This window comes from Brevundimonas guildfordensis (assembly GCF_014836405.1).
Lineage (GTDB): Bacteria > Pseudomonadota > Alphaproteobacteria > Caulobacterales > Caulobacteraceae > Brevundimonas > Brevundimonas guildfordensis.
The window spans coordinates 548,845-572,050 of the sequence record NZ_JACSQU010000002.1; the positions used below are offsets into that span (position 1 = coordinate 548,845).

Below are 23,206 nucleotides of genomic sequence, written 5' to 3' on the forward strand. Positions count from 1 at the left end.
TGACCGATGACCGACGTCCCCTCTCTCCGCGCCGCCCTGCTCGATTGGTACGACGCCCATGCGCGCAGCCTGCCGTGGCGCGCGCCGCCGGGGGCGACGACGAAGACCGCCCCCTATCGCGTCTGGCTGTCCGAGGTGATGCTGCAGCAGACGACGGTGCCGCACGCTGCGCCCTATTTCGAGCGCTTCACCACGCGCTGGCCGACGGTGGCCGACCTGGCGGCGGTCGAGGATGCCGAACTGATGGCCGCCTGGGCGGGGCTTGGCTACTACGCCCGGGCGCGAAACCTGCTGGCCTGCGCCCGCGCCGTGACGGCCGAATACGGCGGCGTCTTTCCGCAGACCGAAACGGAGTTGCTGGCTCTGCCGGGGGTGGGCGCCTATACCGCCGCCGCCGTGGCCGCCATCGCCTTCGACCAGCCCGCCAATGTCGTCGACGGCAATGTCGAGCGGGTGATGAGCCGCCTGTTCGCGCTTGAGACTCCGTTGCCCGCCGCGCGGCCCGAGCTGCGGCGGCTGGCGGCCCTGTTTGTCTATGATGACAGGCCGGGCGACTGGGCGCAGGCGCTGATGGACCTGGGCTCCGGCGTCTGTCGGCCCCGGTCTCCGTTGTGCGATCAGTGCCCATTGGCCTTCGGCTGCGAGGGGCTGAAGACGGGGACGCCGGAACGCTATCCGTTGAAGACGAAGAAGGCCGAGCGGCCTCATCGGAGGGGCCACGCCTATGTGCTGACGGATGGGTCGGGCCGCGTGGCGCTGGTTCGGCGGCCCGACAAGGGCTTGCTGGGGGGGATGGCCGGCCTGCCGACCTCGGACTGGAGCGCGGCGCCGGAGTTCACGCCGCCGGTCGATGCGGGATGGAGCGCGGCCGGGTCGGTCGAGCACGTCTTCACCCACTTCAGCCTGACGCTGGAGGTGCATGTGGCCGAAGGCGGAGGCGACGACTTTCTTTGGACGCCCGCTGAAGAGGCGGCCAAGGCGCTGCCGACCGTCTTCAGGAAGGCGTTGGAGCGTGGGCTGGCGGCGGCCTAACCCGTCGCTCTCAGGTTCACCGTCCCGCTGCGTTCGCGCGGCATGACCACCACATGGCCGTTCAGGCGCTGGAAGTGCAGGTCGATCACGCCGTCGCCGACCTTCAGCCGGGTAATCGACAGTCGATCCAGCCCGGCGGGCAAGGTGGGATTATTGACTTCGACCAGGCCCTCGGCGGCGTCGATGTTCAGGCCCAGCACCGCCTGCATCATCAGAAAGACCGACCCGGCCGCCCAGGCCTGCGGCAGGCAGGCGACCGGATAGGCGATCGGCGGCTCGCCCGTTTCGCGCACGAAGCCGCAGAACAGTTCGGGCAGTCGCATCTGGAAATGGGCGGCCGAGCCGTAGATCTCGCCCAGCAGCATGGCCACCGCATGCCGCTCGCCGTATCGGGCCATGCCGGCCGCCGCCAGCGCCGTATCGTGCGGCCAGACCGAGCCGTTGTGATAGCTCATCGGGTTGAAGCGGGCCTGTCCTTTGGCCAGGGTCCGCAGGCCCCAGCCTGAGCGGAACTCGGCCGTCAGCATCCGCCGCGTCACCCGCCGCGCCCGCTCGTGCGAAGGCAGGCCGGTGAACAGCAGGTGGCCGGCGTTGGAGCCGATGGCGCGGCACTGCTCGCCGTCGCCATCCAGGGCGATGGCGTAGAAGCCCTCGTCCTCCATCCAGTAGCGCTCTTCGACCAGGGCGCGCAGCGTCTCGGCCCGGTTCGCCCATTCGGCCACGCGTCCGTCCCCCAGGACGGCGCCCATCTCGGCCAGCGCTTTCCAGGCGGCGAAGGCGTAACCCTGAACCTCCAGGAGGGCGATCGGACCCTTCGGAAAGCGGCCGTCGGCATGGAAGATGGAGTCTTCGGAATCCTTCCAGCCCTGGTTCGACAGGCCGGTGTCGGCCGCGCGGGCGTAGTCGATCAGACCGTCGCCGTTGCTGTCGCCATAGTCGCTCATCCAGCCGGCCGCCGCGATCAGGTTGGGCCACAGGGCGCGGATCGTCTCATAATCGCTCGTGCGCTTGGCGTAGGCCCCGGCCAGGGCGATGAACAGGCAGGTGGTGTCGACGCCGCCGTAGTAGAGGGCGAAGGGCACTTCGCCGAGCACGCTCATCTCGCCGCCGCGCGTTTCGTGCATGATCTTGCCGGGCGCGGAGTCCATGAAGGCGTTGGTCTCGGTCGCCTGGCGCGAGGCCAGATAACTCAGCACGCCCTTGGCCAGGCCAGGGTCGACCCACAGCATCTGCCAGGCCGTGATGATGCCGTCGCGCCCGAACGGGGTCGAGAACCAGGGCGTGCCGGCGTAGGGATAGGGGCCGGTGGGCAGGTCGGTCACCAGAAGGGCGATATCGGCGCGCGACTGCCGCAGCCAGTCGTTGAAGCCTTGATTGCGCCCGCCCTCGACGATGGCGCCGCGCCGCAGCCTCCGCCGCATGGCCAGTCGCGCCAGGATGGAGTGCCAGCGCCAGCGCTCCTGGTCGGGCTGCTCGCAGGCGTCGAGCCCGCATTCGACGAACAGGTCCAGACTGCGCCCGCGCGGCAGGCTGAACATGAACTCGGCGCGCGTGGCGCTGAGGCGGGCGGGCGGCTCGGAAAAGGCCAGGCAACTGGTGCGCTTCACCTCGTCCAGCCCGGTATAGCTGAAGGTGACGCGCCGTCCGTCGATCACCGGCGGGTGGATTTCCCCGCGCCGCGCGCGAGGCGAGCCCCTCACCTGGAAGATGTCGGCGAAGTCCGCGTCGAACTCGAACGTCAAAGGAAGCAGAATATCCTCGACGCCGTGGTTGACCATCCGCACCCGCTCGAACAGCCGCCGGTCCCAGATGAAGCGCCGCCGTTCCAGATGCAGCACGCCCGCCGGGGCCGATCGTCCGCCCATCGGCGGCAAAGGGCGGTTGGTGGAGTGGCAGGTGAAGAAGACATTGTCCTTGGTCACGCCCGAGCTGAGGCGCGACGGCCGCGCCCGTCCGACGGTCAGGACAAAGCGCGACAGCAGCCGGGTATCCTTGTCGAACAGGCCGTCAGCGCCCGCCTTCACATCTCCCCAGTGATCGGCGACCAGGAAGGTGTCGCAGTCCTTGAGGGCCATCAGGGTCTCAAGGCCGTCCTGATCGTTGGTGTCGGCGGCCGTGACCTGGGTCGAATAGGCGTCGTCCATCAGCGTCTCCGCTTGCGGCTTGTCCCCTGCGCAGCTGATAGGCGAACGGTCGGGGGTGCGGTTCAGTTCAGATGAAAACGGCGTTCGCCCTCGGTCTCGCCGCTAGACTAGGGCAGCGAAGCTGCGCTCTTCTTCGATGGTCCGCATGGGCGCTGCAAATGGACGCCGCGCCAGCAGATCGGCGTAGACGTCCAGATACCGCCGCGCCATGGCGGTGGACGAAAAACGCAGGTCGAAGCGAGCCCGGATCGCCTCCCTGTCCAGCCGATGCGCGTGAGCGGCGGCGGTGACCGCCTCTTCCATGGTCGAAACCAGGAAGCCGGTGGCTCCGTTCTCGATAACCTCCGGCGTGGACCCGCAGGCGAAGGCCACGACCGGCGTGCCGCAGGCCATGGCCTCGATCATCACCAGGCCGAACGGTTCGGGCCAATCGATGGGGAACAACAGGGCTTCGGCGCCGCCCAGGAAGGCGGACTTCTCCGCATCGCCGATCTCGCCGACGAACTCGACCAGAGGATTATCTCGGACCAGCGGCTCGATGACCGTATCCCAATATACGCGGTCTGCGACGTCCACCTTGGCGGCGATCTTGAGCGGTTTATTCAGCCGGGTCGCGATTTCGATGGCGCGGTCCGGCCGCTTCTCCGGCGAGATACGGCCCAGGAAGGCCAGATAGCCCTGCGACTGAGCGGAAAACCGGTAGAGGTCGCCCGGCATGCCGTGATGCACGGTGGCGCGCCAGCTCGCATGGGGCAGGGGGCGTCGCTGATCGTCCGAGATCGAAACCAGGCCGAACTCGGGCCAGCGCTCATAGACGGGCGCCAGATCCTTCACATCAAGCCGGCCGTGAAGCGTGGTTACCGTCTTGTCTGCCCACCCCTGGAAAAATGGGAAGTGGATCATGTCGGTGTGGAAATGAATGATGTCGAAGCGGTCGGCTCGGTCCAGCACCTCGGCCAGTTGGCCCATATGGGCCGCGAGGTCGGACTTGAGCGGCGCGGGATCCAGGCGGATGGCCTGGTCGCGGACCGGCACCAGCCGCGCGCGGGTGCGGGCGTCGGCGCTGGCGAACAGGGTGACGTCGTGGCCGAGATCGACAAGGGCGTCGGTCAGATGCGCGACCACGCGCTCCGTGCCGCCGTAAAGTCGGGGCGGCACGGCCTCATACAAAGGCGTGACTTGAGCAATTTTCATGACAGGCTCCTGCGCCCGCGCGATACGCGGCGCCGAAACCTCAATCCGCCCCGGTTGCCCGAGGTTCCAGCGTTGCTGGAACGATATTCTTCAATCTCGCCTGTGAGTTAGGCGAGAGGCGGATATTCAGACCTACTGCATCCCGGCGCGGATCTCGGCGCGCAGGGCGTCGATGGGGCGCAGGCCCGTGTCTGTCTTGAAGCGCCAGTAGGTCCAGCCGTTGCACGCCGGGGCGTTTTCCAACAGGGCGCCGAGCTTGTGGATCGAACCCGTCAGGGCGCCGGACACCAGCGAACCGTCCGCCCGCACCCGCGCCTCGCGCTCGCCCTTGGGGCAATACAGCTTGTCGCCCGGCGCCAGCAGCCCGGCCTCGACCAGGGCGCCGAAGGGCACCTTGGGTTCAGCCTTCTTGGATCCGGTGACGACCAGGTCTTCCGGCGCGGCCGGGATAACGGCCTTGATGCGCTTCTCGGCCAGTTTGGCGTAGGTCTCGTCGCGCTCGATGCCGATGAAGTGACGGCCCAGGCGCTTGGCCGCTGCGCCCGTCGTGCCGGTGCCGAAGAAGGGATCCAGCACCACGTCGCCGACGCGGCTGGCCGACAGCAGCACGCGGTGCAGCAGGGCCTCGGGCTTCTGGGTCGGGTGGGCCTTGTTGCCGTCGTCGTCCTTCAGCCGCTCGTGGCCGGTGCACAGGGCCAGGGTCCAGTCCGAGCGCATCTGGGTGTCTTCGTTGAAGGCTTTCAGCGCGTCGTAGTTGAAGGTGTAGCGCTTCTGGTCGCGCGACTTGGCGGCCCAGATCAGGGTCTCATGGGCGTTGGTGAAGCGCGTGCCCTTGAAGTTCGGCATCGGGTTCGACTTGCGCCAGATGATGTCGTTCAGCACCCAGAAACCCAGGTCCTGCATCGCCGAGCCCAGTCGGAAGATGTTGTGATAGCTGCCGATGACCCAGAGCGAGCCCTCGTCCTTCAGCACACGGCGGCACTCGGCCAACCAGGCGCGGGTGAAGGCGTCATAGGCGGCGAAGCTGTCGAACTTGTCCCAGTCGTCGTCGACCGCGTCGACCTTGGAGTTGTCGGGACGCAGCAGGTCGCCGCCCAGCTGCAGATTATAGGGCGGGTCGGCGAAGACCATATCCACCGACTTGTCCGGCAGGCCCTTCAGCACCTCGATGCAGTCGCCACGCAGGATGACGTCGGTCTTCAACTCGGACATGGAAAAGCGGCCCCGGACAGATGAGACGCTTATGGTGAATCCTTACGGTTAAGGCAGAGTAACCAAGATTCAGAAGGGGCGAAGGAAATGGGGCGGCGCGCGGCGGCCGCCCCACTCCATGGCGTCAGGCCAGGGTGCGGACCTTGGGCTCGCGGTCCCACTGGCGAGTGGCGGCGGGCTTGATGAAGGCGTCGGCGCCTTGCGACAGGTCGATCACGCCGGCGTCCGCCTCGACGCCCGCCTTGTCGAGCAAGGGTTGGGCTTCGGGCGTATGACCGATGGCCTTCAGGTGCCCGAAGGCGTCCTTGGCGAAGTCGATGGCCGCGCCTTCGGTCAGCAACTGCTGGCAGCCGTCGGCCGACAGCACCAGGGCCACCGCGTCGAACAGGACCGAGGGCGCGCCCGCCAATTGATGATCCGCCGTCAGGGTAGAGCCGTCCTTCAGCTTGGCCCCTCCGCGCTTGGGCGCGATGATCTCGACCGCCGCGCCGGCCGCCTTGGCCGCGTCCTGCACGGCCTTGACCACGGCGCCGTCGGCCCCGTCGGTGACCAGGACGCCCACCTTCCGTCCCTTGAGGGTGTCGGGGTATTTACCGATCAGACGCACAGCGGGCGACGGCTTCAGGTCGATCGGCTCGGCGGCCGCCGGGGTCTTTTTGGGCAGGGCCACGCCCAGGCCGTCGGCGACACGTTTGGCGAGGACTTCATCGACGTTGCGCAGGTTGCCCATCACGCGGTTCCGCACGTGCTCAAGCGAGACCTTCGACAGTTCAAACACAATGGCCGAGGCCAGGTGCGCCTGTTCCGGCGCCGCCAGGCTGGCGAAGAACAGCCGGGGCTGGCTGTAGTGGTCGGCGAAGGTCTCGGAGCGCAGCCGCACCTTCTCCTTCTCCACCGGCTCGCGGAAGCTGGTGAAGCCGCCCTTGGCGTCGGCGCGGGGCCCGCCGTCCTCTCCGGCCTGAGCCAGGCTGTTGGGCTCATAATTGGCGCGGCCGGTCGGGACCTGCGTCTGCATATGGCCGTCGCGCTGGAAATTCTGGAAGGGGCAGCCCTTGGCCCGGTTGATTGGGATCTGGTGGAAGTTCACCGTGCCCAGCCGCGACAGCTGGGTGTCCTGATAGGAGAACAACCGCCCCTGCAGCAGCGGGTCGTCCGAGAAGTCGATGCCCGGGACGATGTTGGTCGGCAGGAAGGCGGCCTGCTCCGTCTCGGCGAAGAAGTTGTCGGGGTTCCGGTTCAACGTCATGCGCCCGATGACCTTAAGCGGATGGATTTCCTCCGGGATGATCTTGGTCGCATCCAGGATGTCGAAGGGCAGGGCGTCGGCTTCGGCCTGGGTCAGCACCTGCACGGCGAAGTCCCACTGCGGGAAGTCGCCCTGATCGATAGCGTCGAACAGGTCGCGGCGGTGGAAGTCGGGATCCGCCCCGGCGATCTTCACCGCCTCGTCCCAGCAGGTCGCCTGCGTCCCCAGCTTGGGCCGCCAGTGGAATTTGACGAAGTGCGACTCGCCCTTGGCGTTGACCAGGCGGAAGGTGTTGACGCCGAACCCCTCCATCATGCGCAAGGAGCGCGGGATGGCCCTATCCGACATGGCCCACATCACCGTGTGGGTGGTCTCGGGCATCAGGCCGACGAAGTCCCAGAAGGTGTCGTGGGCGGACGCCGCCTGTGGATAACCGCGATCAGCCTCCATCTTCACGGCGTGGATCAGGTCGGGGAACTTGATCGCGTCCTGGATGAAGAAGACCGGGATGTTGTTGCCCACCAGGTCCCAGTTCCCCTCCTTGGTGTAGAACTTCACCGCAAAGCCGCGCACGTCGCGGGGCGTGTCGATCGAACCGGCGCCGCCGGCCACGGTCGAGAAGCGGGCGAACAGTTCGGTCTTCTCGCCAACCTCCGTCAGGATCTTGGCCGTGGTGTACTGTTCAAGGCTTTCCGTCAGCTCGAACACGCCGTGCGCGGCCGAGCCGCGCGCGTGGACGATGCGCTCGGGAATGCGCTCGTGGTCGAAATGCTGGATCTTCTCGCGCAGGATGAAGTCTTCAAGCAGCGTGGGTCCGCGCGGCCCTGCCTTCAGCGAGTTCTGATTGTCGCTGATCGGCGTCCCGTGGTTCGTGGTCAGCCGCGTCTCGGGGGTCGAGGCCTGCTGATGCAGTTCCCCGCCTTGGCCGATGATGTCCTGGTTTGTCGATTTCTCGGGCACCGCGTCGCTCCTCCTGGCCGTCAGTGGCGAGCAACGAACGTTCGGTCTGCGCAATTGGGTGCCGGGTTCGGCGGATTTTACATATAATGCCGCGCAGGCGGCTTGGGCGTCTTCGCAGTCGGCGATGGTGCGGCTATGAGGCGTGCATGATCCGTCGTCTTCGCCCCGTTCCGTTCGCCCTTGGGCCTGTCCACTTCGTCGGCATCGGCGGCATCGGCATGAGCGGCATCGCCGAGATCATGCTGAAGATCGGCTATCAGGTGCAGGGCTCGGACGCCAAGGCCAGCGCCAACACCGAGCGGCTGGAGAAGCTGGGCGCGCGCATCTACATCGGCCACGACGCCGCCCATGTGACCGAGGGCGTCTCGGCGGTGGTCTATTCCACGGCGGTCAAGGCGGCGAACCCCGAACTGGTCGTGGCGCGCGAACGCCGCATTCCTCTGGTCCGCCGGGCCGAGATGCTGGCCGAGTTGATGCGGCTGCAGTTCTCGATCGGCGTCGGCGGCACCCACGGCAAGACGACGACGACCTCCATGGTGGCGGCCCTGCTGGACGCGGGTTCGCTGGACCCGACGGTGGTCAACGGCGGCATCATCAACGCCTATGGCACCAACGCCAAGGTCGGGGACGGCGACTGGATGGTGGTCGAGGCGGACGAGAGCGACGGCTCCTTCCTGCGCCTGAAATGCACGGTCGCGATCATCACCAACATCGACCCGGAGCACCTGGACCACTACGGCGACTTCGATGCGGTGAAGAAAGCCTTCTGCGACTTCATCGAGGATATTCCCTTCTACGGCTTCGGCGTGGTCTGCCTCGATCACCCCGAGGTGCAGAAGCTGGCGGCCCAGATCGACAACCGCCGTCTGGTCACCTACGGCCTGAACCCCCAGGCCATGGTCCGCGCCGACAATGTGCGGATGGACCCGGACGGCTCGCGTTTCGACGTGATGATCCAGGGGCAGGGCATGGCGGCTCTGGACGAACCGGCGCGGATCGAGAATCTGCACCTGCCGATGGCGGGCTGGCACAACGTCTCCAACGCCCTGGCGGCCATCGCCGTGGCGCGCGAGATCGGGGTGGACGAGGATTCCATCCGCGCAGGCCTCGCCGGCTTCGGCGGGGTGAAGCGCCGCTTCACCACCACGGGCGTGGCCCACGGGGTACGGGTCATCGACGACTACGGCCACCACCCGGTCGAAATCGCCGCCGTGCTGAAGGCCGCCCGTCAGGTGGTCCACAACGCCGACAACCCCGGCCGCGTCATCGCCGTGGTCCAGCCGCATCGCTACACCCGCCTGCGCGACCTGATGCAGGACTTCTCCACCTGTTTCTCGGACGCTGACAGCGTGCTGGTCGCCGACGTCTATCCGGCGGGCGAACAGCCGATCGAGGGCGTCGACAAGCACGCCCTGGTCGAGGGCGTCCGCCGCTACGGCCACCGCCACGTCGCTGCGCTGGAGAACGCCGCCGCCCTGCCGCGCGTCATCCGCGAAGAGGCGAAGCCGGGCGATCTGGTCGTGCTGCTGGGCGCGGGCGACATCACCAGCTGGGCCTACGCCCTGCCGGCGCAGCTGGAGGCGCTGGGCTGAATCTCACGCTCCCGCTCATCCCGGCGGACGCCGGGATCCAGTGAGAGCTTCACGACGAAGCCTTGCCGCCCTACATCGGATCAACGTCAAACGGCTGGATGCAGCCAAAGCACTGGATCCCGGCGTCCGCCGGGATGAGCGGATTACTGGATGGCCTGGACTGACAACCTCCCCGCCGTGCGCGGCAAGCTGCTGCTGAACGAGCCGCTGGGGCCCTACACCTGGTTCCGCGTGGGCGGGGCGGCGGACGCCTTGTTCATTCCGGCGGACGCCGATGATCTGGCCGACTTTCTGAAGGCCCTGCCCGAGAGCGTGCCCGTCACGGCGATCGGCGTCGGCTCGAACCTGATCGTGCGCGACGGCGGGGTCGAGGGCGTGGTGATCCGTCTGGCGGGCCGCGCCTGGGGCCAGGTGACGGCTGACGGCGACACCGTCACGGCGGGCGCAGGCGCGCTGGACAGCATGGTGGCGCGCGCCTCGGCCAAGGCGGGCATCGCCGGGCTGGAGTTCTACGCGGGCATCCCCGGCTCCATCGGCGGCGCCCTGACCATGAACGCGGGCTGCTACGGCTCGGAAACCAAGGACGTGCTGGTGTCCGCCTGGGGGCTGAACCGCAGAGGCGAACGGGTCGAACTGGCCCTGGTCGACTTCGGCTACACCTACCGTCACTCGAACGCCCCGGCCGACATCATCTGGATCGAGGCGACCTATCGCGGCACGCCCGACGCGCCCGAGGCCGTCGCCGCCCGTATTCAGGAAATCACCGAGCGCCGCGAGAAGACCCAGCCGATCCGCGAGAAGACCGGCGGCTCGACCTTCAAGAACCCCGACGGCCATTCCTCGTGGAAGCTGGTCGACGACGCGGGCTGGCGCGGCAAGCTGCACGCCGTTACCGGCGGCGGCGCCAAGTTCAGCGAGCTGCACTCCAACTTCATGATCAACCCCGGCGAGGCCACGGCCGCCGACATCGAGGGCCTGGGTGAGGCGGTTCGCGCTGATGTGCTGGCGAAGACGGGCGTGCAGTTGAACTGGGAAATCCGTCGGATCGGGCGCAAATAACCCTCTCCCGGCGGGAGAGGGCTTGAGCGCACGAGAGCCGAAGGCGATCGTTCTTGCGCGAAAGGGTGAGGGGTTTGTCCCGTCAGTCGGCGTAAGCCGCCGCGTTTCTTTCTGTCGCCGCGAACCCTCACCCTTTCGCCTTTTCCAATCGCTGCGCTCTTGGAGGCTCAAGCCCTCTCCCATAGGGAGAGGGTGGAAATCTTGCGAATTTCCTTCCACGACCCCGTATCGTTTCCAACCGGTTAACCGTATTCAGGGCATAGGGGCGGGCTAGTCTTCGGATGTTGCCATGCGTGCGCCCCTGAACACCCTCCATGTCGCTGTCCTGATGGGCGGCCTGTCGTCGGAACGCGAGGTGTCGCTGTCCTCGGGTCGCGGCTGCGCGGACGCCCTGGAAGGGCAGGCGGCCAAGGTCACGCGCGTCGACGCCGGGCGCGATCTGGCCCAGGTGCTGACAGCGCTCAAGCCCGACGTCGTCTTCAACGCCCTGCACGGCAAATGGGGCGAGGACGGTTGCGTCCAGGGCATCCTTGAGACGCTGAAGATCCCCTACACCCACTCCGGCGTCCTGGCCTCGGCCCTGGCGATGGACAAGGACAAGTCCAAGGCCGTGCTGCGCGCGGCGGGCGTCATCGTGCCCGGCGGCGGCCTGTTCGACCGGCATGAGGTGGCCAGCCGCCACGTCATCGACCCGCCTTATGTGGTCAAGCCGAACGCAGAGGGCTCCTCGGTCGGGGTGTTCCTGGTGCGCGAGGGCGCCAACCGTCCGGTGGCCGAGGTCGGCGCCGACGACTGGGCCTATGGCGATCAGGTCATGGTCGAGCCCTTCATCGCCGGCAAGGAGCTGGCGGTCACCGTCCTGGGCGAGGCGGCCGGTCCGCGCGCCCTGACCATCACCGACATCACCCCGACCAAGGGCTTCTACGACTACGAAGCCAAATACGCCGAGGGCGGCTCGACGCACGTCCTGCCCGCCGAGCTGCCGCCGCACGTCTTTGACAAGGCTTTACGCCAGGCCGAGCTGGCTCACGCGGCCATGGGTTGCCGAGGGGTTTCCCGAGCCGACTTCCGTTATGACGATGTTAACGACGTTCTCGTTCTGTTGGAGATCAACACCCAGCCCGGCATGACCTCGACCTCGCTCGCTCCCGAGCAGGCGGCCTATGTCGGGATGGATTATCGCGAACTGGTTCGTTGGATGGTGGAGGACGCCTTATGCCCGCGGTAGTGCGCGGCGGTCGGCGACAGTCTTCGGGCAAGGGCGGCGCGCGCGGCGCTCCCCCTAGCCGCGCGGCCGCGATCGGCCGGCTGGACATGTCGCCTCGCGTCGTGGCGGCGACCCTGGTGGTGGGCGTCGGCATCGTCGCGGCCGTGCTGGCCACCGGCGCGCGCGCCGAGCGCATCTCGACGGCCGCCACCGAGCGCTTTGACGCCGTCACGACCGGCATGGGTCTGAAGGTGCGCCAGGTTCACGTCACCGGGGCCTCGCCCGAGGCCGCCGCCGCCGTGCGCGCTGCCGTCGGCGTCCATGCCGATCAGCCTATCGTCAGCCTGGACCTGGCCGCCGTGCGCGACCGGGTGCAGACCGTCGGCTGGGTCAAGGAGGCGCGCGTGGTGCGCCTGTTGCCCGACACCCTGATCGTGGACGTCAAGGAACACGACCGTCTCGCCGTCTGGCAGGTCGGCGGCAAGGCTCACGTCATCGATGCGCAGGGCCTAGTCATCGAGGGCGCCGATGCGGGCCGTTATCCGCGCCTGCCCCTGGTGGTGGGCAAGGGCGCCGACCAGGCCGCCTCCGACGTCCTGCCCCTGCTGGCCCAGCGCCCGCGCCTGATGGCCAAGGTCGACGCCCTGGTCCGTGTGGACGAGCGTCGCTGGGACCTGCGCCTCAAGGACGGCTCCCTGATCCAGTTGCCCGCCGTGGATCAGGAATCCGCCCTCATCCGCCTCGACGCCCTGGACCAGCGCGAACGCCTGCTGGACCTGGGTTTCGCCCGCATCGACCTTCGCACGCCCGAAGAAGTGGCCGTCCGCCCTTCCGAAGGCGCTGTTTGACCCTCTGACCTCTTAGGACACGACCCATGGTTGGACGCAGCCGAGACATGAAGCCGGAACAGGGCAGGGGCGCGCCGCGCGCGCCGGTCGTGGCCGCGCTCGATCTCGGCCAGTCCAAGGTCGCCTGCTTCATCATGAAGCCGGACGGCGTGCGCCACGCCGACCGCACCATTCGCGTCGCCGGCGCCGGCCACGTTCAGTCGCGGGGCGTCAAGGGCGGGGCCATCGTCAACATGGACGAGACGGCCCAGGCCATCGGCCACGCCGTCGAGCGCGCCGAGCGCGCGGCGGGCGCCCCCGTATCCGGCGTCGTCGTCACCACGGCCATCGGCCAGATGGCCAGCCACCGGGTGCAGGCGCGCGTCTCGCTGGGCTCCCACCCGATCAGCGACGCCGACCTGGCCCGCGCCATCGGCATGGCCCTGGCCCAGATCCGCCTGCCGAACCGGCGCCCGATCCACGTCCTGCCCATCGCCTGGTCGGTGGACGGCGCGCGCGGCGTCCACGACCCGCGCTCGATGCGCGGCGGCTCGCTGGGCCTCGACCTGCTGGTCGTCTCCATGTCCGAGGGATCGTTCAACGCCCTCAGCCACTGCCTCGAACTGGCCCATCTCGACCTTCAGGGCGTGGCCGCCGCGCCGGTCGTCTCGTCGCTCGCCGCGCTGGAAGAGGACGAGATGGAGCTGGGCGCCCTGTGCATCGACATGGGCGGCGGCTCGACTTCAGCGGCCGTCTGGGGCGGTCGCTCCCTGCTGCATATCGAAAGCCTGAATGTCGGCGGCGACCATGTGACCGCCGACATCGCGCGCGGCCTGTCGACCTCGCGCGTCGGCGCCGAGCGGCTGAAGACCCTGCACGGCTCGGCCATGGCGTCGGCTAACGAAGACCGCGAAATGCTGGAAGCTCCGCCGCGCGGCGAAGACGCCTCGGCCGGTCCGGTCATCGTCCCGCGCGCCATGCTGAAGACCGTCATCGCGCCGCGCGTGGAAGAGACCCTGGAGCTGCTGCGCGACCGCCTGAAACACGCCGGCATGGGCCTAGAACCCGGCGCGGGCCTCGTCCTGACCGGCGGCGCCAGTCAGTTGAACGGCGTGCGCGAACTGGCCGTGCGCGTCTTTGACCGCCCGGTGCGCCTGGGCCGCCCGCAACGCGCGCCCCACCTGGCCGACGCCGCCGCTGGCCCGGCCTTCTGCTCGGCCGCCGGCGTCCTGCTTCGCGCCGCCTACGGCCCGCGCGAGGCGGTCTCCGCCCGCAAGCTGATGTCCCGCCAGATCACCGCCGCCGACGCGCCCAAGGTGCATCGCGGCGGCATGGTCGCCCGTGCGGCGGGCTGGCTGCGCGATAACCTATAGGCCCTGTCGCCCCTCTGATGGCGACCTCGACCCGCCGCGTCCCGGCATGGGCGCGCGCGCCAAGGCGCGAGCGGCGTCTTTAATGATCTTTGGTCGCTGGAAGTGCGGCGCTGTTGTGGCTGGATTGTTACACGACTGACGTTTCTCGGCCCAAATCGCGACACAAAGCTTGCTTGCTCCCCGCTAACAGCTAGACCCACGCTATCGAGGGTCCTGCAAATTTTCGGACGCTTTGGGTCTAATCAGGTTGGGGCATATCCAATGTATATGAATCGCAGATATCTTTTCGGGACGACGGTCCTTGCCGGGGTCGTGGCGCTGTCCGCGCCGGCGATGGCGCAAACGACGCAGCCTGAAGAGCAGGTGTCCCAGGTCGAGGAGATCGTCGTCACGGGTTCGCGTATTCGCCGCGATCCGGTGACTGCGCCCACGCCGCTGATCCAGGTGACGCGCGAGACCTTGCTGACCACGGGCCAGAACACAGTTATCGACCACCTGGCCACCATTCCGGCGCTGATGAACTCGCAAGTGCCTTCGGACACTACGGCAGGCGTGCTCAACGCTGGCGGCTTGTCGCTCCCCAACCTGCGTTCTTTGGGTTCCGGTCGGACTCTGACGCTGGTGGACGGTCGACGTCACGTCGGTTCTCAACAGGGGACTTTGGCGGTCGACGTCGACACCATCCCGCGGCTGTTGATCGAGAGCATCGAAATCGTCACGGGCGGGGCGTCATCGGTTTACGGCGCCGACGCCGTGTCCGGTGTGTTGAACTTTAAACTGCGCAAGGATTTCGACGGGCTCGAGATCGATACGCGCTGGGCGCAGCTGAATGATGGCGGTCAGACGTCGGAACGCGTGTCGGTCCTGGCCGGCAAGAACTTCTTCGATGATCGCCTCAATGTCTACGGCTTCGCTGAATACGAGCGCCTCGACGAGGTTCTGGCCAGTGATATTGACTGGCTGGGTGACGCGTGGGGTCTGGTTACGCGCGATACGGACACTGCTGCCCAACCTTACGACGGCATCACTGACACGAAACTGTATCGTGATCGTCGGAGCCTCCAGTTGATGAAGTGGGGTCAGGTTACGCTGGCCAATAACTATCAACCCAGCGCATTGAACAACCCGTATGTCATTCCGACAGGGCAGTGTACCGCAACGTCGATCACGTCGGCTTCTTGCTTTGGTGTCGCTCCAGGCCGGACCTATGTCTTCGACGGCCCGAACGCGCGCTTGGCTGACTTTGGCAACTGGGTTCAGGTCAACGGCACCAATCGCGTGACGAACGTCGGCGGTGACGGAGAAAATCCGAACACCACCTTCAATGTCGACTCGACACTGCCTCAGTCAGAGAACGCTCGTTTCCAGGTTGGCCTGAACTTCAAGATCACGCCGAACATCAATCTGTACGCGGAAGCGAAGTACGTTGATGAGACGACCAACCTCGCTACGGGATATTCGTTCGGCGATATCTATATTTCGGACGCGCTGAACCCGAACAACTCGATGCAGATTCTGGCTACGTCGGCTTACACGACGCGGACGGACAACGCGTTCCTGCCGGCCAATTTGGCAGCGGCCATCCGTAATAACCGGACGCCCGTTTATGGTTCGGCGACCAGCTCAGCTCCTGGCGAAGTTGTCGGCGATACTGAGGCGCCTTTCGCTCGTTACAGCGCTTGGCTGCTTGATCGACCGCAGACGAACGAGAAGCAACTCCAGCGGTACGTCGTTGGCCTGAATGGGCACGCTGGCGATTTCGGATTCGTCAAGAATATCGATTGGGATCTGGGCTACACTTTTGGCCGCCTCGATAACCTCAACATCGAGCGTGGTTTGGATATTGAGCGTTTCTCGTACGCTATGGACGCCGTCCGTGACGCGTCGGGCAATATTGTCTGTCGTGTGCAGATGCTGACGGCGGGTGTGGATCCCGTCACCGGGCTGCCGCGGACGGTGACAAACCGCAACCCCAATGTTGGCGGTACGCTGACCGCACAGTCTAGCGTTGTGCAGCAGTGTAAGCCTCTGAACGTCTTCGGTGCCGGAAACCAAAGCGCTGAGGCTCTGGAATACGTTCGCGCGCAGCTTCAGATCGAGCAGGTCAACGAGCAACATGACGCTCTGGGGTCTGTGTCTGGTCAGCTGTGGGACTTCTGGGGCGCGGGTCGCATTGGCGTTGCTTTGGGCGCGGAATATCGTAAGGAGTACACTGAAGGGTTGGGGCGCAGCCGTTCGCTGGGAACCACTTATGCTCAGTTGAACACTGGCGGTGACTTCCTTCCTGCTGAGTATGAAACGAAAGAGGTCTTCGCTGAGATCTCGATCCCGCTGATGCGAGATTCGTTCCTGGGTGAGTATGCTGAACTGAGCGGCAGCTATCGTTACAGCGACTTCTCGACCTTCGGCAGCAGCGACGTGTACGGCGTGAACTTCGTTTACCGCCCGATCCGCGACATCGCCTTCAAGACGAGCTTCAACACCTCTGTGAGAGCTCCGACGCTTGGCGAAACGAATGCGCCGTTCACGCAAACCTTCCTGCTGTTCACCGATCCTTGCGCCACGTTGAACATTCAGAACATGGCCGACCGCGAAAAGGCGGCGAACCGCGTCGTCAACTGTGCGGCATTGGCTTCGCAGCAAGGTCTGACCTTTAACTTCACCGATCCGACGGCCTCCAACGCCTATCGTCCTGACTACGGCTCGAGCGTCCCGGGTCGGGCCGGCGGGAACCCGTTCCTGCAGCCGGAAGAGTCGGAATCCTTCACCTTCTCGACGGTGCTGCAGCCGCGCTTTATCCCGAACTTCTCGGTGGTGCTCGACTACTACGAAATCACCATCGACAAGGTCATTGCCGCCGTTACTGCACAAGTCGCGGCTGAGAACTGCGTCAACGGCCCGTCTCTGAATGCCAGCGCCTGCGCCACCCTGTTCCGCACGGGCACCGACGATCCGGCGACCCCCCGGGACGACCGCTTCCTGCTGGTCGATTTCATTCAGAGCTCGATCAACTATGCCAAGCGTAACGTCCGTGGCATGGACTTCACGACGAACTACTCGTTCGACACGGAAGAAATGCTGGGCCGTAACTGGGGCCGCTTCACGCACAGCCTGAACGGTTCGTGGCTGATCGAGCAGAAGAACTTCAACAACATTGAAGACCCGGCCGACTTCACCGAGGTGTCGAGCAACCTGTATTATCCCCGCGTTCGCTTCTCCTCGACCCTGGCGTGGCGCACCCCGATCGAGGGCCTGCGCCTCAGCTGGATCGCCGACTGGCAAACCGCGCAGGACATCGTGCGGGAACGCGATTTTGTCCAGAACGCTGATCAGCGCGAGATCCGGTACATGGATACCGGGAACTTCGTCCGTCACGATTTCTCGGTACGCTATGAAGTGCGTGACGATGTGTCGGTCACGGCAACGGTCCAGAACGCCTTCGACGCCGAGCAGGCGCGTTGGCTGGGCGGCACGCTGTACTCGAACTTCGACCCCTACGGTCGTCGCTTCTCGATCAACGTGAACTACCGTCCCTGGTAAGACTAGGCTGAGCAACCAAGACGAGGGGCGGCTTTTCGGAGCCGCCCTTTTTCTTGGCCTGCATGTCGGTGAGCGATTCGTAGAATTATTTGCGGCCAAGCTAGGTCGCAGGGCTCCCTGTCGCGACGACTCACGCTATCGAGGTAACTCTTCGTTAACGCAGACAGGGTTTTCCTTAACGCGCTCATAACCAATGCGATTCGGCGGGGATCTCGCGTTGGGGACGAAGGGCAGGGTCCTTAGGTCGGAATTACATAATGTCTCTCTCGCTGGTCAGGCCGGAAGCCACGGAATTGAAGCCCCGGATCGTCGTGTTCGGCGTAGGCGGAGCAGGCGGCAACGCCGTCAACAACATGATCGACTCTGGCCTTGAGGGGGTGGAGTTCGTCGTCGCTAACACAGACGCCCAACACTTGAGCTTCGCCAAGACCGACCGCCGCATCCAGCTTGGCGAGACGATCACGCAAGGCCTGGGCGCGGGCGCCCACCCCGAAGTCGGCATGAACGCCGCCGAGGAAAGCGCCGACGAGATCCATGCGCACCTGGAAGGCGCGCACATGATCTTCATCACCTGCGGCATGGGCGGAGGCACCGGCACCGGCGCCGCGCCGGTCATCGCCAAATGCGCGCGCGATCGCGGCATCCTGACCGTAGGCGTGGTGACCAAGCCCTTCACCTTCGAGGGCCGTCACCGGATGCGCCTGGCCGACGCGGGCGTCGCCGAGCTGCAGCGTTACGTCGACACCCTGATCGTCATTCCGAACCAGAACCTGTTCCGCGTCGCCAACGAGCGCACCACCTTCTCCGACGCCTTCGGCATGGCCGACCAGGTGCTGCACTCGGGCGTGCGTTCGATCACCGACCTGATGATCCTGCCGGGCCTGATCAACCTCGACTTCGCCGACGTCCGCGCCGTGATGAGCGAGATGGGCAAGGCCATGATGGGCACGGGCGAGGCGACGGGCGACGACCGCGCCCTGCTGGCGGCCCAGAACGCCATCGCCAACCCGCTGCTGGACGAGACCAGCCTGAAGGGCGCCAAGGCCGTGCTGGTGAACATCACCGGCGGCATGGACATGACCCTGCTGGAAGTCGACGAGGCCGCCAACGCCATCGCCGGCGAAGTGGACGGCGACGCCAACATCATCTTCGGCGCCGCCTTCGATCCGGCCCTGGACGGCAAGATCCGCGTCTCGGTCGTGGCGACCGGCATGGACGAGGCCGTCATCCAGCAGATCGAGCCGCAAGGCCAGACGTTCAGCCGCACCGGCGCTCCGTCGGCTGCTGCGCCGCGTCAGCCGGAAGTCCGCATCGATCCGGTGCGCGAGGCCGCGCCGCAGCCGGCCCCGGCTCCGATCTATGATGCGCCGGCCGCGCGCGCGCCCGAGCCGAAGTTCGAAGCCAAGCCGGAACCGGTGATCCACGACGCGCCCCGCAACCTGGAGCCGATCGTCGATCCGTGGGTCGAGGAGTACGAACAAGGCGGCGGCCGCGGTCAGACCGCAGCGTCTTCGGAGCAGGGCGACCTCTACTTCGACCGCGCCCCGCAGCGTCAGCAACCTGCGGCGCAGCAACCGGCCCAGCACTCGACCCAGCGTCCGGCCGCCCGCCACGAAGAGCCTGCCGAAGAGCCCTTCTATGACGAGCGCGATCACCGCCGCAGCGGCTGGAGCCTGTTCGGTCGCAAGCGTCAGCAGCCGCAGCAACAGCCCTCCTACGCGCCGCCGCCGTCGTCGAACCGCACGACCCAGCAACTGCGTCAGACCCAGTCGGTCCAGCCCCAGCATCAGGACCCGCAGGTGGGCCAAAGCGAAGACGACGACCTGGAGATCCCCTCCTTTCTCCGCCGCCTCGCAAACTGACCGCCCCAAGCGGCCCTAAGGTATAGAAGCGCCCCGGAGCTGGTCTCCGGGGCGTTTTGCTTGAGCGACCGGCCCCGCAGCGGGCGCTCCGGCCGGTCCCTCGATCGTAACCAAAGCGAAACAATCCGAAACTCGACTTTCATTTCGGGCTTGAGCCCCGAGGCGTAAACGACGGGTGAGGCGAAGACCGTCCTGATTGGGGCGGGTCGCGCAACAGAGAGTAACCGAGTGACGGTCCGCAACGACCAGTACGAACAGACCATCGTCGCCCCGGCCATCTGCGCCGGCGTCGGCGTGCACACCGGCCGCCGCGTGCGTCTGGTCGTGCGCCCGGCCGCGCCCGGCCAAGGCATCGTCTTCGTGCGCACCGATGTGACCGACCGCGACAACCGCATTCCCGTGTCGGGCGAAGCCGTCGTGGACGCGCGCCTGAACACCATGATCGAGAACGCGGCGGGCGTGCGCCTGTCGACGATCGAGCACCTGATGGCCGCCCTGGCCGCGCTGGGCGTCTCCAACGCCGTGATCGAGGTGGACGGGCCCGAACTGCCGATCCTGGACGGTTCGGCCCTGCCGTTCGTTCAACTGCTGGACCGGGCCGGCTTCCGCCGTCAGGAAGCGCCCCAGACCTATATCGAGATCCTGAAAGCCATCCGGGTGGAGGAGGGGGACAAGTCCGCCGTCCTTCTGCCGTGCGACCGCTATGAGATGCGTTTCGAGATCGACTTCCCCACGCCGGTCATCGGCCATCAGGTGGTGGATTTCGTGGTGGACGAGGCGACCTTCCGCTCGGACATCATGGCCGCCCGCACCTTCGGCTTCGCCCATGAGGTCGAGGCCCTGCGTCAGGCCGGTCTGGCCCGTGGCGGCTCGCTGGAGAACGCCGTGGTCATCGACGGCGACCAGATCCTGAACCCCGGCGGTCTGCGCATGGAGCGCGAGTTCGTGCGCCACAAGGCGCTGGACGCGATCGGCGACCTGTATGTGCTCGGCGCGCCTTTGCTAGGCCGCTACGAAGGCGTCAAGGCGGGCCACGCCCTGAACAACAAGCTGGTCCGCGCCCTGCTGGCCCAGCCGGACGCCTGGCGCGAGACGACGCGCGTTCCCGACATGGCGATGGCGGGCTGAGGCCTTCTTATCCCGCCAGGGTGAAGCTCATCCCAGCGTGATCGCTGACATCAACCGCCCGAAATCCGGTTCGGCCGCCAGGTAGGCGCGGCGGTTGGAGTAGAAGCGCCCGTCGTCCGCGCGGGTGTCGTCGCCGGTCCAGGCGGCCTCGCCGACGCCGGCCTGTTCCAGTCGCCAAAGGACGAAGCCAGGCAAATCGAACTGGCGTTTGTCGGGCGCCGCGCCGGGGGCGAAGAAGCGCTCGCTGCCCGGGTCGTGGTGGGCGAAGCGCTCCTGATAGTCGGCGCCGACCTCGTAGGAGGCTTGGGCGATGCAGGGGCCGACCACGGCGACCATGCGCGCCGGATCGGCGCCCAGGGCCGTCATGGCCTTGACGGTCGATTGGACGATCCCGCCCAGGGCGCCCTTCCAGCCCGCATGGGCCGCGCCGACCACGCCCGCCTCGGCGTCGGCGAACAACACGGGGGCGCAATCGGCGGTCAGCACGGTCAGGACCGGACCTTTGACGCCGGCCACCACGGCGTCGCCTTCGGGCCGCTCTCCGGCCCAGCCGCTGTCGGCCACGCGGGCGACGGCGGAGTGGACCTGATAGCAGCCGCACAGGTCATCGGCGGCGCCGCCCATCCATTCGGCCACGCGGCGGCGGTTCTCGGCGACGCGAGCCGGGTCGTCCTTGGACCCCACCCCGGTGTTCAGCCCGGCGTAAATCCCCTCGGACACGCCGCCCTCGCGGGTGAAGAAGCCATGACGTACGCCGGCCTTATCGAGCAGCGGATGGGTGATAGGGACCAAACTCATACTTCAAATCCCGGCAGGATCAGCGCACGCGGCGAGAAGATCGCCGCCGCCTTGAACAGTTCGCCCATCTGATCCGGCGCGGTCAGCCGATCCAACTGGCGCTGGATGACCGGGGCGGCCTCGGGGCGTCCCTGCATCAACCGTTGGGCGCGGGCTTCGATCCCCAGCGCCTTGAGGAAGGCGCCCTGGGCGACGCAGCCGGTCACATCGGCGCCGCCGCGAACGGCGGCCTCCAGCACCAGGGGAAAGTCGGCCCACTGCGTCAGATCGGCCTCGCCCGGGGCCGATAGGGGATCGACCTTCTGATGCCGTCGCAGGGCCTGCAGCGTGTCGCCCGCCTCGGGCTTGCTGCGGCCGTAGTCGATCAGCAGGGCCGCGCCCGAGGCGGCGCGGATCATCGTCGCCAGGTCGCGGCCGAAGGCGGCTTGCTGCTCGGAAATCTCGACGATCTGGCCCGGTTCGACCTCAAAACCCGGCGCCTCGAAGCCGTCGGCGATGGCGGTCAGGCCGAAGGTCAGCTCATTGTCGTCGGTCACGCCGATGCGGCGCTCGGCCCAGCCGCCTTCGGTCTTGATGAACTGGCGTGCGGGCAGGCAGTCCAGCACCTCATTGGCGATCAGGATGACGGGGGCGTCGGTCTCGACCTGGTGCAGGGCGCTGAGCCAGCGTGGATGGACGTCGCTCTCGGCCAGTCGGCGCGCCTGTTCGGCGCGCAGGGGGGCGCTGGGCTCGATCAGGATCAGGTCCAGCGCCTGCAGGAAGGCTGGAACCAGCCGCGCCGCGCGCAGCACGTCCGACATCAGCGTGCCGTCGCCAGGTCCGACCTCGACCAGCCGTACCCGTTCGGGCGCGCCGAGGCGGCTCCAGGTTTCGATGGCCCACAGGCCGATCAGTTCGCCGAACATCTGGCTGACGAGCGGGGCGGTGATGAAGTCGCCGCCTTCGCCCAGCGCTGGCCGGGTGGCGTAGTAGCCGCCCCTGGGGTCGTGCAGGCAGCGGGTGACGTAGTCCGCCACCGTCATCGGCCCGGTCAGCACGATCTCGCGGACCAACCGGTCCTTGAGCGTCTCCGCCATAGTGGTCTTACGCCTCCGCGACTTCCGGCTTCTTCAGCGCCCGCCAGATCAGCCAGGCGCCGGCCAGCATCATCGGGATCGACAGGATCATGCCCATGGTCAGGCCCAGCGGCAGGTTCTCCATGCCGACGTCGGGCTGGCGCACGTTCTCCAGCGCGGCGCGGCTGACGCCGTAGCCCAGCAGGAACAGGCCGGTGACGAAGCCCGGACGCTTGAGCATCCGCCACTTCCAGATCGCCAGCGACAGGATGATGAACAGCAGCAGGCCTTCCAGCCCGGCCTCATACAGTTGGCTGGGGTGGCGCGGCTCGTTGCCGGCGGGACAGAAGCCGTACATCTGCTGGATGCGCTCGTTGCAGAAGCGGATGGCCCAGGGAACCGTCGTCTCGCGGCCCCACAGCTCGCCGTTGATGAAGTTGGCGATGCGCCCGAAGAACAGGCCCAGCGGCGCGACCGGGGCGATCAGGTCGCCCAGGCTGAGCGGGTTCACCTTCTGGCGATTGGCGTAAAGCATCAGCGCGACGGCGACGCCCAGGAAGCCGCCGTGGAAGCTCATGCCCCCCGTCCACAGCTGCAGCAGCTCAAGCCGCTCGCCCCAGCTGTCGCCGGTGAACAACTGGGCGAACATCGACGGCTTGTAGAAGAGCGCATAGCCGAAGCGGCCGCCCAGGATGACGCCCAGGGTGATCCACAGCACCAGATCGTCGAGCTGCGGCCCGGTCACCGGCGGCTTGCCGGGCGCCCACAGCCGCTCGGTCTTGGCCAGCCGCGAGGCGTACCACCAGCCCAGGACGATCCCGGCCACATAGGCCAGGGCGTACCAGCGAATAGGCAGGGGGCCGAGATGGATCAGGACAGGGTCGAATTCGGGAAAGGGCACGGGGCCTCCGTCTGCGCCGTCAGGAGTTGTCGATGGTCTAGCAAGCGGGACTGCATTCGTCGCGCGCTTTTCCCGC

15 protein-coding genes and 1 pseudogene are annotated in these 23,206 nt (G+C 66.9%); 9 read left to right on the forward strand and 7 right to left on the reverse strand.

Annotation, left to right across the window (positions count from 1 at the left end; all coding sequences use genetic code 11):
- Positions 1–6: 6 nt before the first annotated feature.
- Positions 7–1,032, forward strand: a complete 1,026-nt coding sequence (gene mutY, locus H9656_RS11250; protein ID WP_191744326.1) for an A/G-specific adenine glycosylase — start codon at positions 7–9, stop codon at positions 1,030–1,032.
- On the opposite strand, the gene H9656_RS11255 is transcribed toward mutY, so the two are convergent.
- The 4 genes from H9656_RS11255 to H9656_RS11270 all read right to left on the reverse strand — a co-directional run bounded on the left by H9656_RS11255 (position 1,029) and on the right by H9656_RS11270 (position 7,788).
- A complete protein-coding gene (locus tag H9656_RS11255; protein ID WP_191744327.1) occupies positions 1,029–3,176 on the reverse strand; it encodes an amylo-alpha-1,6-glucosidase in 2,148 nt (715 codons plus the stop codon). The two genes, mutY and H9656_RS11255, sit on opposite strands and share 4 nt — an antisense overlap.
- 102 nt (positions 3,177–3,278) lie before the next feature.
- Positions 3,279–4,370 (reverse strand): glycosyltransferase family 4 protein, encoded by a 1,092-nt coding sequence (locus tag H9656_RS11260; protein WP_191744328.1) that lies wholly within the window; start codon positions 4,368–4,370, stop codon positions 3,279–3,281.
- Between the two features lie 132 nt (positions 4,371–4,502).
- The gene (locus tag H9656_RS11265) at positions 4,503–5,582 is read right to left on the reverse strand and encodes a site-specific DNA-methyltransferase (protein ID WP_191744329.1); all 1,080 of its coding nucleotides are present in this window, start codon (positions 5,580–5,582) and stop codon (positions 4,503–4,505) included.
- 124 nt (positions 5,583–5,706) lie between these two features.
- Positions 5,707–7,788 (reverse strand): catalase, encoded by a 2,082-nt coding sequence (locus tag H9656_RS11270; RefSeq protein ID WP_191744330.1) that lies wholly within the window; start codon positions 7,786–7,788, stop codon positions 5,707–5,709.
- Between the two features lie 146 nt (positions 7,789–7,934).
- On the opposite strand from H9656_RS11270, the gene murC reads away from it, so the two are divergent.
- The 8 genes and pseudogenes from murC (at position 7,935) to lpxC (ending at position 20,376) form a co-directional block, all read left to right on the forward strand.
- Complete coding sequence (gene murC, locus H9656_RS11275; protein WP_191744331.1) at positions 7,935–9,380, forward strand: UDP-N-acetylmuramate--L-alanine ligase; 1,446 nt, start codon at positions 7,935–7,937, stop codon at positions 9,378–9,380.
- A gap of 150 nt (positions 9,381–9,530) precedes the next feature.
- Positions 9,531–10,439, forward strand: a complete 909-nt coding sequence (gene murB, locus H9656_RS11280) for a UDP-N-acetylmuramate dehydrogenase (RefSeq protein WP_191744332.1) — start codon at positions 9,531–9,533, stop codon at positions 10,437–10,439.
- A gap of 289 nt (positions 10,440–10,728) precedes the next feature.
- Positions 10,729–11,725, forward strand: a pseudogene (locus H9656_RS11285) (D-alanine--D-alanine ligase).
- Positions 11,655–12,494, forward strand: coding sequence for a cell division protein FtsQ/DivIB (locus tag H9656_RS11290; RefSeq protein ID WP_191744334.1), 840 nt, complete (start codon positions 11,655–11,657; stop codon positions 12,492–12,494). The pseudogene H9656_RS11285 and the gene H9656_RS11290 overlap by 71 nt, the downstream one beginning before the upstream one ends.
- Before the next feature lie 26 nt (positions 12,495–12,520).
- Entirely contained in the window at positions 12,521–13,846 is a 1,326-nt protein-coding gene (ftsA, locus tag H9656_RS11295) for a cell division protein FtsA (RefSeq protein WP_024354772.1), read from the forward strand.
- Positions 13,847–14,113: 267 nt separating this feature from the next.
- A complete protein-coding gene (locus tag H9656_RS11300) occupies positions 14,114–17,386 on the forward strand; it encodes a TonB-dependent receptor domain-containing protein (protein WP_191744335.1) in 3,273 nt (1,090 codons plus the stop codon).
- Positions 17,387–17,643: 257 nt separating this feature from the next.
- Positions 17,644–19,248 carry a cell division protein FtsZ gene (ftsZ, locus tag H9656_RS11305; protein ID WP_191744336.1) on the forward strand — a complete coding sequence of 535 codons (1,605 nt, stop codon included), beginning with the start codon at positions 17,644–17,646 and terminating at the stop codon, positions 19,246–19,248.
- A gap of 228 nt (positions 19,249–19,476) precedes the next feature.
- On the forward strand, positions 19,477–20,376 hold the full coding sequence (gene lpxC / locus H9656_RS11310; protein WP_191744337.1) for a UDP-3-O-acyl-N-acetylglucosamine deacetylase: 900 nt from the start codon (positions 19,477–19,479) through the stop codon (positions 20,374–20,376).
- Positions 20,377–20,403: 27 nt separating this feature from the next.
- On the opposite strand, the gene pgeF is transcribed toward lpxC, so the two are convergent.
- The 3 genes from pgeF to lgt are packed head-to-tail and all read right to left on the reverse strand — an operon-like array spanning position 20,404 to position 23,130.
- Positions 20,404–21,174 (reverse strand): peptidoglycan editing factor PgeF, encoded by a 771-nt coding sequence (pgeF, locus tag H9656_RS11315; protein ID WP_191744338.1) that lies wholly within the window; start codon positions 21,172–21,174, stop codon positions 20,404–20,406.
- Positions 21,171–22,250, reverse strand: coding sequence for a class I SAM-dependent methyltransferase (locus tag H9656_RS11320; protein WP_191744339.1), 1,080 nt, complete (start codon positions 22,248–22,250; stop codon positions 21,171–21,173). The genes pgeF and H9656_RS11320 overlap by 4 nt, the downstream gene beginning before the upstream one ends.
- A 7-nt stretch (positions 22,251–22,257) precedes the next feature.
- A complete protein-coding gene (gene lgt, locus H9656_RS11325; RefSeq protein ID WP_191744340.1) occupies positions 22,258–23,130 on the reverse strand; it encodes a prolipoprotein diacylglyceryl transferase in 873 nt (290 codons plus the stop codon).
- Positions 23,131–23,206: the final 76 nt, after the last annotated feature.